11 protein-coding genes are annotated in these 13,703 nt (G+C 32.5%); 10 read left to right on the plus strand and 1 reads right to left on the minus strand.

Annotated elements, in window-relative coordinates:
- The first annotated feature begins 51 nt into the window (after positions 1–51).
- From C1I91_RS03455 to disA, 4 genes are all read left to right on the plus strand, one after another.
- Entirely contained in the window at positions 52–774 is a 723-nt protein-coding gene (locus C1I91_RS03455) for a GntR family transcriptional regulator (protein WP_128211242.1), read from the plus strand.
- A complete protein-coding gene (nagB, locus tag C1I91_RS03460; protein WP_128211243.1) occupies positions 771–1,538 on the plus strand; it encodes a glucosamine-6-phosphate deaminase in 768 nt (255 codons plus the stop codon). Before C1I91_RS03455 ends, nagB begins: the two co-directional genes overlap by 4 nt.
- 304 nt (positions 1,539–1,842) lie before the next feature.
- Entirely contained in the window at positions 1,843–3,204 is a 1,362-nt protein-coding gene (gene radA / locus C1I91_RS03465) for a DNA repair protein RadA (RefSeq protein ID WP_128211244.1), read from the plus strand.
- Between the two features lie 16 nt (positions 3,205–3,220).
- Complete coding sequence (gene disA, locus C1I91_RS03470) at positions 3,221–4,285, plus strand: DNA integrity scanning diadenylate cyclase DisA (protein ID WP_128211245.1); 1,065 nt, start codon at positions 3,221–3,223, stop codon at positions 4,283–4,285.
- 269 nt (positions 4,286–4,554) lie between these two features.
- Here disA and C1I91_RS03475 read toward each other — a convergent pair whose 3' ends face one another.
- Complete coding sequence (locus C1I91_RS03475; protein ID WP_128211246.1) at positions 4,555–4,953, minus strand: nucleoside triphosphate pyrophosphohydrolase family protein; 399 nt, start codon at positions 4,951–4,953, stop codon at positions 4,555–4,557.
- Positions 4,954–5,319: 366 nt separating this feature from the next.
- Between C1I91_RS03475 and C1I91_RS03480 the strand changes: the two genes are divergently transcribed.
- The 6 genes from C1I91_RS03480 to C1I91_RS03505 all read left to right on the plus strand — a co-directional run bounded on the left by C1I91_RS03480 (position 5,320) and on the right by C1I91_RS03505 (position 13,582).
- Entirely contained in the window at positions 5,320–6,429 is a 1,110-nt protein-coding gene (locus C1I91_RS03480; RefSeq protein WP_128211247.1) for a PIN/TRAM domain-containing protein, read from the plus strand.
- Positions 6,430–6,448: 19 nt separating this feature from the next.
- Positions 6,449–7,141 (plus strand): 2-C-methyl-D-erythritol 4-phosphate cytidylyltransferase, encoded by a 693-nt coding sequence (gene ispD / locus C1I91_RS03485; protein WP_128211248.1) that lies wholly within the window; start codon positions 6,449–6,451, stop codon positions 7,139–7,141.
- A gap of 523 nt (positions 7,142–7,664) precedes the next feature.
- Complete coding sequence (locus C1I91_RS03490) at positions 7,665–9,377, plus strand: proline--tRNA ligase (protein WP_128211249.1); 1,713 nt, start codon at positions 7,665–7,667, stop codon at positions 9,375–9,377.
- Positions 9,378–9,415: 38 nt separating this feature from the next.
- Positions 9,416–10,813, plus strand: a complete 1,398-nt coding sequence (cysS, locus tag C1I91_RS03495; RefSeq protein ID WP_128215904.1) for a cysteine--tRNA ligase — start codon at positions 9,416–9,418, stop codon at positions 10,811–10,813.
- Between the two features lie 200 nt (positions 10,814–11,013).
- A complete protein-coding gene (gene proB / locus C1I91_RS03500; RefSeq protein WP_128211250.1) occupies positions 11,014–12,126 on the plus strand; it encodes a glutamate 5-kinase in 1,113 nt (370 codons plus the stop codon).
- A 202-nt stretch (positions 12,127–12,328) separates the two neighbouring features.
- Entirely contained in the window at positions 12,329–13,582 is a 1,254-nt protein-coding gene (locus C1I91_RS03505; protein WP_164880426.1) for a glutamate-5-semialdehyde dehydrogenase, read from the plus strand.
- Positions 13,583–13,703: the final 121 nt, after the last annotated feature.

Consider the following 13,703-nt stretch of genomic DNA (forward strand, 5'->3'; position numbering starts at 1 on the left):
GTCTAGACAGGTTGAAAAAATTATAATATAATTAAATTAGGAGGAACGGGAATGATAGATAAGAATAGTCCTATACCAGTTTATTATCAACTTAAGGAAGATATTAAGAAGAAAATAGCCAATGGAGTATGGAAAGTTGGACAATGCATAGATAGTGAAAGAGAACTTTCAGAGAGTTATGGTGTAAGTAGAATGACAATAAGGCAGGCTCTTGGAGAGCTTGTTCAAGAGGGAATACTGATAAGAGAAAAAGGAAAAGGAACCTTTGTTTGTGAGCCAAAAGTAAAGCAAAAAGATATGATGAGTTTTTCTAATATAATAAGTAAGCTTGGAGGCAATCTTAACACTGAGGTTCTAGGCTTTGAGATAATAGATACACCAGAAGATATGCAAGAAATATTTCCTTTTGAAAAATTATATAGAATAGACAGAATGAGAATAGTAGATGGAGAAAATATAGCAAATGAAATAGTTTATATACCTTGCGACTATTGTGGATATATAGATGAAGATTTGCTTAAAGGTTCTCTTTTCGAGATACTAGAGGGATTTGGGTATACTATAGATTATTCTCAATCCTCGATAAAAGCAGTTGTTATGGACGATTATTATAAAAAACTTTTTAAAGTAGATAAAAACGTTCCTTTACTTAATATATATTCAAAGACTATAACTAAAAATGGGAAGATACTTTTTGTAGAAGAATCTATCTACAGATCAGATAAGTTCTTATTAGAAGTTGATATCTCAACACGAGAGGGGAAGTTTAGATGAAATTAATTGTGACTAAAGACTATGAAGAAATGAGTAAAGTTGCAGCTAAAGAGATTAGTGATTTTATAAATAGCAAACCAGAAGCAGTTCTAGGTCTAGCTACCGGAGGTACTCCAAAAGGTTTATATGAAGAGCTTATAAAGTTAAATAAGCAGGAAATAGTTGATTTTTCTAATGTTACAAGTATAAACTTAGATGAGTATATAGGACTAAGTGGTGAACATGAACAAAGCTATAGATACTTCATGGATCATAACTTCTTTAATTATATAAATATAGATAAAAGCAAAACTTTTGTTCCTAACGGATTAGCTGATAATATAGATTTAGAATGCATAGAATATGATAAGAAAATAGCTGAACTTGGTGGCATAGATCTACAGTTACTTGGAATAGGTAGTAATGGGCATATTGGTTTTAATGAGCCTGCTGAATATCTATATATGGGAACACATCAAACAAATTTAGCAAAAGACACAATTGAAGCTAACTCAAGATTTTTTAAATCAATAGATGAAGTACCAAGAAAAGCTATAACTATGGGTATTGGCGGAATAATGAAAGCTAAGAAGATAGTCCTTTTAGCTAGTGGTGAAAATAAAGCCGAAGTAGTCAAAGAACTTGTTAGTGGGAAAATAACTACAGAGGTTCCTGCTTCGATGCTTCAAATGCATAGAGATGTAGTTATCGTAATTGATGAAGCAGCAGCTAAATTTTTATCCTTACACTCAGGGGAGTACATTAAGAGTTCTTCAGGATTATAATTCTAAATAAAAATATAAATATAATATAAAAAAGTCGATAATGCTAAAGCTGCAATATCGATTTTTTTATTGTCCAAACTTAGTAATTTCAATGGCTTAGAATAAAAGTTTTATTTGGAACTATATACGTAAAAAATTAATTTTCATGACATACTTTAACATATATATCATAATATTATATAATGTTTAATATTGATAAAAACTTAATTTTAAATCTATGTTAATATAAATAAGGATTATATTTTTACTAACAATGAAAGAATATTAATATATAGTGTAAATGATGAAATAGTAGGTGAATATAATGGCTAAAATTAAAACTCTATATGTTTGTCAGCAGTGTGGGTATGAATCGCCAAAGTGGTTAGGGCGTTGTCCTGGATGTAATTCATGGAACTCCATGTTAGAGGAAATAAAAGAAGCAAAACCGGAAAGAACTTCACTACCTATTAGACAAACTAATAGTGTACCTAAGCCGATAAAGGATATAAAGTCTGGAGAAAAGGAAAGGTATGATACTGGGATAGTTGAGTTAAATAGGGTGTTAGGAGGAGGACTTGTAAAAGGTTCTCTTACTCTTATTTCTGGAGATCCTGGTATAGGAAAGTCTACACTTCTTCTTCAATCAGCAAATAACATATCTAAAAAGTATGGAAAAGTTCTTTATGTTTCTGGTGAAGAGTCGGAAGAACAAATTAAAATAAGAGGGGATAGGTTAGGCGTTGATGCGGAAAACTTGTATATAGTATCAGAAACTAGTTTAGATATAATAGAGAGTTATATAGAAGATATAAAACCAATATTCGTTATCATAGACTCTATACAAACCGTTTATAAGGAAGGTGTTACTTCTGCTCCAGGAAGTGTTTCTCAAGTTAGAGAGTGTTCAAACGTAATAATGAGAATTGGTAAAAGTAATAACATACCTCTATTTATAGTTGCTCATGTAACTAAACAAGGGGAATTAGCAGGTCCTAGAGTGCTGGAGCATATGGTAGATACAGTACTTTCTTTTGAAGGTGAAAGAACTGAAGAGTTTAGAATACTTAGAACTATGAAGAATAGATTTGGAACAACCAGTGAGATAGGTGTCTTTGAAATGAGTGAAGAAGGACTGATGCAAATATATGATCCGTCTAGAATGTTTCTTGAAGATACTAGCTATAATCAAGAGGGATCAATGGTTATAGGACTTATGGAAGGCACTAGGCCAATACTCGTGGAGATTCAGGCATTAGTAACTGAGACAAAGGCTGTTATGCCAAGAAGGACAGCTGTTGGTATAGACAATCAAAGGCTTAGTCTGATACTTGCAGTACTTGAGAAGAAGCTAAGAATACCTTTTTATAATAGTGATGTATATGTAAATGTAGTAGGTGGGCTTGAAATAGAAGGAACTACTGCAGATGTAGGCATAGCCTTGGCACTGATATCATCTTCTAAAGGTACAGCGTGCACTTTGGAAAAAACTATGATTATTGGAGAAGTAGGTCTAACTGGAGAAATAAGACCAATAAACAATTGTGATAGACTTGTCAATGAGGCTGAAAAAATGGGGTTTACCAATGTAATAGTACCATTTAGGAACTTAGATAAGCTAAATAAACAAGGACTAAAGGTAATTGGGGTTAGAACTTTAAAAGAAGCAGTAAGTAAGATTTTCTGATGGCGGGTGAATGAGTATGAGAATAGAAAATGATAGAGAAATAAAAAATATTCTAAAGATAGTTGGACCAGGTACGCAACTTAGAGAAGGTCTTGAAAACATACTTAGAGCTAAAACTGGTGGACTTATACTGCTTAATAATAGTGAGGAAGTAATGAAGATAGTTGATGGAGGGTTTACCATAAATTCTGACTACTCACCATCCTATATCTACGAGCTTGCTAAGATGGATGGGGCAATAGTGATAAGTTCGGATCTTAAGAAAATTATATGTGCTAATGCACAGTTAGTGCCTGATTCTTCAATACAAACTTTTGAAACAGGAACAAGACATAGGACGGCTCAAAGGGTTGCAAGGCAAACTGGAACTATAGCAGTAGCTATTTCTCAGAGAAGGAATATTATAACGATATATAAGGGAGAATTAAAGTATGTACTAAGAGAAAGTAGCGTTATACTGGCTAGGGCTAACCAAGCGGTTCAAACACTTGAGAAGTATGTTTCAGTACTTGATAGAGTTATTAATAACTTAAACTTGCTCGAGTTTCAAGATCTGGTAACTCTATTTGATGTGGTTACGGCTATTCAAAGAACTGAAATGGTCATGAGAATCGTTGGAGAAATAGAGAGATATATAGTTGAGCTTGGCAATGAAGGCAGGCTTATTTCCATGCAGCTTAATGAACTTATAAAAAATATTGAGCAGGACGGTATCTTACTGATTAGAGATTATTGTAAGATTAATATGGATTACAATGAAATATATAAAGAACTTCAAAAATTAACCCAAGAGGAACTTCTGGATCTTGATATGATAGGAAAGTTACTTGGATACGTATCTGTACCACTAATAGATACCTTGATTTCTCCGAGAGGCTACAGGATACTGAATAAGGTCCCAAGAATTCCAGCTAATGTAATAGAGAATCTTATTAAGCACTTTAAAGAATTAACAGCTATACTTGAGGCTACTACAGATGACTTAGATCAGGTTGAGGGCATAGGAGAAGCAAGAGCAAGAGCTATTAGAAACGGACTTAGAAGAATTAAGGAGCAAGTATCTTTAAATAAGCAACTATAAAAAGTTAGCAGGATTAAACCTGCTAACTTTTTATATAATATTTAAGTTAACGTTTACTATAGAGATTTTAATTAAAGTATTTTATCTTATTAACTACGATAGAATTATGATACCAAACATTTAAGACTTATCCTAATGTAGGCATGATATTAATCAAAATAAGTATTTGAATCTACAACTTAATTATATCTTAAGATGCATTAAAAATTAAAAATTGTAGCAAATTATAGTCATAAGATGTTTTAATTAGGAGATAAATAATAGCATAGCTATCTAAAAGTAAATTTTCCTAAAGTATTTATTCTGTCATATTCTTTTATTAGAATATCATAAAGGTTTAAATCTAAAGTATTGCAAAGTGAGGTAAGATAGAAAATATTATTTCCGATTTCTCGTTCTATTATCTCTCTGCAACTTTCGCACAGTTCACCATGTAGATGTGTTTTTAGGCATTTGTCTAAGACATCTATAGAATCGTCTTCCTCAGGAAGGCATTGTTTATCTGCAGAGATTTTTACGCAACCACAATTAGTTACAGCTTTAGCCACAGCTCTATTCACTCTAGCATTGGACTCTTGATATTTGGAGAGGATATCAAGAATGCTCTTGTGTCTTAGTAGTGATTCCTGTACAGCATTTTGAAAATCATCGAATATAACGTCCTTCATCGGTATCACTCCTCTTGATAATTTAGTTTGTATTTAATTTAATTATAAATATTTTCAGATTATTTTGTCAATGAAGTAAGATGTGCTCATCCTTAGATATTATATTAAATCATAGATATTGTTTTTTATAGGGGGTATTTATATAGTAATTTATAGAAAGTTTTAACGTGAAATTGCTTTTTATAAAATTTTACCGTAAATATTCAAAATAGGATGATATATAAAAAAAATCACTAATGAAAACCCTATTAGTGATTTTTCCCTTAACTATATGTTATAATTGTTTAAAGGATTTTATAAAAAAATGTTGTTTTAGAGAATGTATTTCAATATAATGGAAATACTTAATAATAGGAGGTGAATTTATTGGTAAAAAAGCTTTTTAGATTGACATTTACCATAATTGGATTGGTAGTAGGTTATTTTATAGGAGATGCGGTGATAAACTCTAGTTATATAGCACACAATTTTTCTTCCATAAAGACGCCTATAGCAGCATTAATTTTTTATGCTTTATTTATTATTATTTTCGGACTTATACTTTTTATTGTTTCTCCATTTCTATACAAGTGGACATCAAAGCTTATAGATGCTATAGAAGTAAGTATGCAGAAGTTAACTGCTAGTGAAATTTTGTTCGGTGCGTTAGGTGCCATAGTTTCACTTATAATAGCTTCATTATTCATGCTACCTCTAAATGGAATATTAAACAAAATACATGAGATATTAGCTCAAGTTGTATTTATAGTTGTAAATCTTATTGCGCTAGTAATTGGAGTGGATATTTCAGTTAAAAGAAGAGATGATATAATAGCTTTATTTGATGGACTTAAAAGAAATTCTGGTAAGGACAAGAAGAATAAGCATGGATTTAAAGGTTATCCAAAGGTATTAGATACATCAGTAATAATAGATGGAAGAATATTTGACATATGTCAAACTGGTTTTGTAGAAGGTCCTCTGGTTATACCAAGCTTTGTTCTAGATGAACTTAGACATATATCTGACTCTTCAGATTCTTTAAAAAGAAATAGAGGAAGAAGAGGACTGGACATATTAAATAAGATTCAAAAGGAACTAAGTATAGAAGTTCAAATTTGGGAAGGTGATTTTCCAGATATTCAAGAAGTGGATTCTAAGCTGCTAAAGCTTGCACAAACTTTAAGTGGAAAAGTTGTGACTAATGATTATAACTTAAATAAGGTTGCGGAGTTTCAAGGTGTTCCGGTTCTCAATATTAACGAACTAGCAAATGCAATAAAACCAGTTGTTTTACCTGGAGAAGATATGAATATAACTGTGGTTAAGGATGGTAAGGAATCAGGACAAGGAATTGCCTATCTTGATGATGGTACAATGATAGTAGTTGAGGGCGGAAGAAAATTTATTGGTGAAAACATTGATGTAACAGTTACTTCTGTGCTACAAACTGCTGCTGGAAGAATGATATTTGCAAAACAAAAAGAAGTAGTTTAGAGGTAGTGAGGTTTAAGATATGTCAAGGGTTTGTGTGGTTATAGTAGCTGGTGGAAAAGGCAAGAGAATGGGTACGGATGTTGCTAAGCAATATATAAGCATTGGAGGAAAACCAATATTATATTATGCTATTAAAGCTTTTGCAGACTGTAAGAATGTAGATGAAATAATTCTGGTTACACAAAAAGATGAAATCGAATATTGTAAAAGTCAAATAGTTGAAAAGTTTAATCTTCCAGTGAAAACAATAGTTGAAGCTGGAGCAGAAAGACAGGATTCTGTATATAATGGATTAAATTCTATTGATGATTGTGATTTGGTATTAATTCATGATGCAGCTAGGCCATTTGTTACTAGCACTATAATAGAAAAAGGAATAAAATTTGCTGAGGATTTTGGCGCAGCAGCACCTGGAGTTACACCTAAAGATACAATAAAGGTAAAAGGAAACGATGGCTTTTCTATAGAAACGCCAGATAGGAATACATTGTTTGCAGTGCAAACTCCTCAATGTTTTAAATATAAAATGATAAAGGACTGTCATGAGAAGATAAAGAATGCTAATATTCCAGTGACAGATGATACTATGGCTTTTGAGATGTTTTATAATAAGGTGTTTTTATATGAAGGCGATTATAAGAATATAAAAATAACTACTCCAGAGGATTTGATACTTGCAGAAAGCTTTATAAATAAAAATAATCAGTATTGAATATGAATTTTATCAATGAATTTGGGATATTGACACACTTTTTTTTAGAAGTTATAATAAATTAAGCAAATTTAATATTGCAAAGCATTGATGAAGAATAGTAAGGGCTAACTTACAGAGAGAAAATCCTAGGCTGCAAGATTTTCACCAGCTTTGAACCCGCTTCTGAGTTGTAGGCAAAAACTATCGGTCTAATACCGTTATTATTATTTGAGTACAAATTTAGGTGGTACCGCGATATAAGTTCGCCCTAAGCATAGGGCGGGCTTTTTTTATTTTTCAGGACTTTATATAAAAGATAATGGTCTGGATAAGTATGTGTAGATGACTTTAATTTAGATGTCGGAAAAGGAATAAAAAAAGAGAAGTTAAGTCTAAGTAAGATTCTTCACTTACATTCAGAGAAGGCAGATGTCAAAAATATATAGTTTTTAATATATAGTTAAATAGTTAGCTAAATATAGCCTAGTAAAGGCTTCTTAATATGAAAAATATTTTTTGAAGACATAGGGAGGATACGCAAATGAAAATGTCAAATATGTTAGTTTCTACATTAAGAGAAGTACCTGCAGAAGCTGAAATAGACAGCCATAAGCTTATGCTTAGAGCTGGAATGATGAGAAAGATGGCTTCTGGGATATATAATTATATGCCATTAGGACTTAAAGTGCTTAAGAACATAGAGAATATAGTTAGAGATGAGATGGATAACTCTGGCGCACAAGAATTTTTAGCATCAGCGATGATACCAGCAGAATTATGGCAAGAATCTGGAAGATGGGATGCTTATGGTGCTGAGATGTTCAGACTTAAGGATAGAAATGAAAGAGACTTCTGTCTTGGGCCAACTCATGAAGAAGTTTTTACTGATATAGCTAGAAATGAGATTAAGTCTTATAAACAACTGCCAATAAATCTTTATCAGATTCAAACAAAATACAGAGATGAGAGAAGACCAAGATTCGGTATTATGAGATCAAGAGAGTTCATAATGAAGGATGCTTATAGCTTTGATAAAGACGAGGCTGGACTTGATGTATCTTATAATAAGATGAACAAGGCTTATGTAAATATATTTAATAGATGTGGTTTAGATGCTAAATGTGTAGAGGCTGATTCTGGTGCAATTGGAGGATCAAACTCAGCAGAATTCATGGTAAGATCAGAGGTTGGAGAAGACGATGTTGTTTTCTGCACTAGCTGTGATTATGCTGCTAATATAGAAAAAGCAGCATCAACTCCAGATATTGGAGAAGATGAGGCACTAAAGGAATTAAAGAAAATCGAGACTCCAAATACTAGAACTATAGAAGAATTAGTTAAATTCTTTAATACAACAGAAAAGAAATTTGCTAAAACCCTTATATACAATGCTGATGGAAGAATTGTTGCAGTAATGGTAAGAGGAGATAGAGAAGTAAATGAGACTAAAGTAGCAAATGCTTTAGGCGGAGTTACTAATTTAGATATGGCTGACAGTGATGCTGTTTTAAAGGCAACTGGAGCACAAATAGGATTTGCTGGTCCTATAGGAATAAACGTTGAAGTTCTTTTGGTTGATATAGAAGTAGCTAAGATGTATAACTTTATAGTTGGAGCAAATGAAACAGGATATCATATTGAAAATGTAAACTATGGAAGAGACTTTGAAGGTACTGTAGGAGATTTCAGAAACATTACTGAAGGTGAGAGATGTCCACATTGCGGAAGTCCAATAACTATATCAAGAGGTACTGAGGTAGGACATATATTTAAACTTGGTACAAAGTACTCTAACTCTATGAATGCTAAGTTTATAGATGAAAATGGAGAGCAAAAACCATTTATTATGGGCTGTTATGGTATAGGTATTACTAGAACAATGGCATCTATAATAGAACAGCATCATGATGATAATGGAATAGTATGGCCACTTTCTGTAGCACCATATCATGTATCTGTAGTAATTGTAAACATAAAGGATGAGGCTCAGGTTAAAGTAGCTAATGACCTTTATGAGACTCTAAGAAAAAAAGGTATTGATGTGATATTAGATGATAGAAATGAAAGAGCTGGAGTTAAGTTCAAAGATGCAGACCTAATGGGAATTCCAATGAGAATTACAGTAGGTAAGAAAATTACTGAAAACCAAGTGGAGTTTAAGCTTAGAAATTCTCAGGATATAGATGTAATAAACATAGATGATGTGTACAATACAGTAAAAAAACAATTTGATGAAGCTGGATTGAATGTTTAGTAGAGCTGACGAATAAGAGAGAAAGGAGAAGGTCTATGATTAAAATATATAATACTCTTAATAATAAGAAAGAGGAGTTTGTACCTATTGAAAAGAATAAGGTTAGAATGTATGTTTGCGGACCTACAGTATATAACTTTTTTCATATAGGCAATGGTAGAACTTTTATAGTTTTTGATACTATTAGAAGATATTTTGAATATAGAGGCTATGAAGTTAAGTTTGTTCAAAACTTTACTGATATAGACGATAAGATGATCAATAAGGCTAATGCAGAAGGGACTACAGTAAAAGAGTTAGGAGATAGATATATAAAGGAGTACTATCAAGATGCGGATTCTCTTAACATAGAAAGAGCCACTGTAAACCCTAGAGCAACTGAGTATATGGCAGAGATAGTTAATTTTGTGAGTGAGCTTATTGAAAAAGGCTATGCATATGAGGTAGATGGAGATGTTTATTTCTCTACTAAGAGGTTCACTAAGTATGGAAGACTATCGGGGCAAAATATAGAGGATCTACAAGCTGGAGCAAGGATAAATGTAGATGAAAGAAAGCAAGATCCTATGGACTTTGCTGTTTGGAAGTCTCAAAAGCCTGGTGAGCCAGGTTGGGAAAGCCCTTGGGGGTTAGGCAGACCAGGATGGCATATAGAGTGCTCTTGTATGGCAAAGAAGATATTAGGTGACACAATAGATATACATGCAGGTGGATCAGACCTAGTATTCCCTCATCATGAAAATGAAATAGCTCAAAGTGAAGCTCTTACAGGAAAGCCATTTGCAAACTATTGGATGCATAGTGCTTTCGTAAATGTAAATAATGTAAAGATGTCTAAATCACTAAACAATTTCTTTACTGCTAGAGAGATACTTGATGCATATGAAGCTGATGTTATAAGATTTTTAATGTTATCAGCTCATTACAGACAGCAGCTTAATTTCAGTGAAGAGTTATTAGAATCTGCTAAAGCATCAGTTGAAAGAATATACAACACCATAGCCAATTTAGAAAATCTACTTGATGAAGTTAAGTTAGAGCTTACTACAGAGGACGAAAAAGTTTATTTAGATTCTTTAAACAAACACAGAGATAAGTATATAGAAAGAATGGACGACGATTTTAATACTGCAGATGCTATAACTTCTATATTTGATTTGATAAAGGATATAAATACTAATATATCAGTAACTTCCTCAAAAGAAGCTATAACAAAGGCTTTGGAGCTTATAAGAGAGCTTGGAGGACCTTTAGGAATGCTTCAAAAATCAACTAAGATATCATTGGAAGATGAGATTGAGCAATTAGTTGAACAAAGACAGCAGGCTAGAAAAAATAGAGATTGGGCATTGGCAGATAAAATTAGAGATGAACTAAAAGAAAGAGGTATAGTTCTTGAAGATACTCCTCAGGGTGTTAGGTGGAAAAAACTTTAGTATTTTAGTTTGACATAGTATATGTTTTAGACTTGTAGCATTGAAGAGCATAAAAGGTTTTCTTTGCTACAAGTTTTTTTACTATTAAGACTAGTTGTAAAAAATGCTAACTAAATATAGTGATATCAAGGATTTATATAAGTTCTCAAAAAATAGATTTTTAAAAATTATATTAAAGATGCAGGAATGGGGAAACAATTGTGAGAAATCTAGAAAATATAAAAAAGGTTGTAATAAAAGTAGGAACCTCTACTCTTACATATGATAATGGAAATCTTAACTTGGTTAAGATGGAGAATATAGTTAGGCAAATTGCGGATTTACACAATAGAGGATTAGAAATTATATTAGTTACCTCCGGTGCTATAGGGACTGGGGCTAGTGCTTTGGGGTATAAGGAAAGGCCTAAGACTATACCAGAAAAGCAGGCTTGTGCGGCAGTGGGGCAGGTAACTTTAATTCATATGTACCAGAAGTTATTTTCAGAGTACAACAAAGTAACTGGTCAGATACTTATGACTAGAGAAGATATAGGAGATAGAAAGCGATATTTAAACGGAAGAAATACCTTTTTCACTTTACTAGATATAGGTGCTATTCCTATCGTGAATGAAAATGATGCTTTAGTTGTAGATGAAATAAAGTTTGGTGACAATGATAGTCTTTCAGCAATGGTGGCATCCTTTGTTGATGCAGATCTTCTTGTAATTTTATCGGATATAGATGGTTTGTATGATAGCAATCCAAAAGATAATAAAGATGCAAAGATAATTGATTACGTAGAGAGTATAACAGAAGAAATTGAAAGTTATGCTAGAGGTGCTGGTTCAAGGCTTGGCACTGGAGGAATGATAACAAAGCTTCATGCTGCTAAGATATGTAGCTCATCAGGGGTCTCAATGATAATATGTAATGGAGGCTTAAATGATAGCATAACAAGAGCAGTAAACGGTGAGAATATAGGAACGTATTTTCAAGGGAATGCAAAGCCTATGAAGGGAAGGCAGCATTGGCTAGCTTACGAGGCATCTCCAAAAGCTAGTATAGTGATAGATGCTGGAGCAGAAGAGGCATTAAAAAAACATAAGAGCCTCCTTCCTAAAGGAATATTAGAAGTAGAAGGAAGATTTGATGAAGGTGATGTAGTAAGTATTCTGGGTAGTAATAGAAATAAAATAGGGCATGGTATTGTTAGCTATAACTCTAAGGATCTAGTTTCAATAATTGGAAGAGATACTAAGTATATTGAAGAAATATTAGGTTATAAGCATTATGATGAAATTATTCATGTAAATAATATGTCTTTGTTTTAAATAAAGAGACTTAAAGTACCGTGTTGAAATTCAGTGGTAAGGCATACACTGCTTTAATTCTAATAGATTGCTCGTATAGAATCTCCTTCATAATCACTTAATTTCAACAATATTATTAAACATAGTCAAAGGTCGGTATAAATAAATTCAATAAAACAGTCTTTAATGGAAACGTAGAATTATAAATAAGGAGGTTTAAATAGTGGATTACAAAGAATATATGATAAATAAAGGGATAGCTTCAAAAGAGGCAGCAAGATTTATGGCAAATGTAAGTGCTGAAGACAAGAATAAAGCGTTGATAAATATATCAAAAGCAATCCGAGAAAATACAAAACGCATAATAGAAGAAAATCAAAAAGATATAGATAATGGAAAGAAAAAAGGATTATCAAAGGCTATATTAGATAGACTCTTATTAGATGAGAATAGAATAGAAGCAATGGCTTCTGCGGTTGAAGATGTAGCAGGCTTACAAGACCCTATTGGTGAAGTAATAGAAGGTTTTAAAACTTACAATGAACTTAAGATATCAAAGATAAGAGTACCTTTAGGAGTAGTAGGCATAATATATGAAGCTAGACCTAATGTTACTATAGATGCCGCAGCTTTGTGCATAAAGAGTGGCAACAGCTGTATCCTTAGAGGAGGATCTGAAGCTATTCATTCAAACATAGTTATATCTGACATAATAGCTCAGACTGCAGTAGGAAGTGGTCTACCTAAAGGTGTTGTAAACTTTATTGATATTACGGATAGAGAAGTTGTGGATATAATGCTAAAGCTTAATAGTTATATAGATGTTTTGATACCTAGAGGTGGCTCTAGTCTAATAAAGAAGGTTGTGGAAAATGCTACTGTACCAGTAATAGAAACTGGAGTAGGAAACTGCCATGTGTTTGTGGACGACAGTGCTGATTTACAAAAGGCTATAGAGATAATTGTAAATGCAAAAACACACAGACCTGGGGTGTGTAATGCTATAGAGACTATTCTTATTCACAAGAAGGTTGCTGAGCTTATATTGCCTAACCTTAAGAAGAGGCTAGAGGAGAAAAATGTAGAACTAAGAGGTTGTTCTGAAACAGTGGGATTAATAAACTGCAAACAGGCAACTGAAGAAGATTGGTCCACAGAATATCTTGATTTAATTTTAGCTGTTAAAATTGTTGAAAATCTTGATGAAGCTTTAGAGCATATATATAAATATGGTACAAAGCATTCAGAATCAATAATAACTGAAAACTATACAAATTCTCAAAGATTCCTAAAGGAAGTAGATGCAGCAGCAGTTTATGTTAATGCATCTACGAGATTTACTGATGGAGGAGAATTTGGTTTTGGTGCTGAGATAGGAATATCGACTCAAAAGCTTCATGCTAGAGGTCCAATGGGATTAAAAGAATTAACCTCTTATAAATATTTGATCTATGGTGATGGTCAAATTAGGAAATAAGTTTAAAGGAATTTTTAATTTTATTAGAGTAGCGTATGCTACTCTTTAAATTTTTATATAAAAAATCTGTAATATGATTTAAAATAGAGTAGTAATAGAAAATGGATATTTTAAATATAAT

The sequence above is a fragment of the Clostridium manihotivorum genome (assembly GCF_004015185.1).
GTDB lineage: Bacteria > Bacillota > Clostridia > Clostridiales > Clostridiaceae > Clostridium_AR > Clostridium_AR manihotivorum.

Excerpts from the sequence above, each read along its gene's own strand:
- C1I91_RS03455 (WP_128211242.1), top strand. The coding sequence starts at position 52 with ATGATAGATAAGAATAGTCCTATACCAGTTTATTATCAACTTAAGGAA.
- nagB (WP_128211243.1), top strand. The coding sequence starts at position 771 with ATGAAATTAATTGTGACTAAAGACTATGAAGAAATGAGTAAAGTTGCA.
- radA (WP_128211244.1), top strand. The coding sequence starts at position 1,843 with ATGGCTAAAATTAAAACTCTATATGTTTGTCAGCAGTGTGGGTATGAA.
- disA (WP_128211245.1), top strand. The coding sequence starts at position 3,221 with ATGAGAATAGAAAATGATAGAGAAATAAAAAATATTCTAAAGATAGTT.
- C1I91_RS03475 (WP_128211246.1), bottom strand. The coding sequence starts at position 4,953 with ATGAAGGACGTTATATTCGATGATTTTCAAAATGCTGTACAGGAATCA.
- ispD (WP_128211248.1), top strand. The coding sequence starts at position 6,449 with ATGTCAAGGGTTTGTGTGGTTATAGTAGCTGGTGGAAAAGGCAAGAGA.
- C1I91_RS03490 (WP_128211249.1), top strand. The coding sequence starts at position 7,665 with ATGAAAATGTCAAATATGTTAGTTTCTACATTAAGAGAAGTACCTGCA.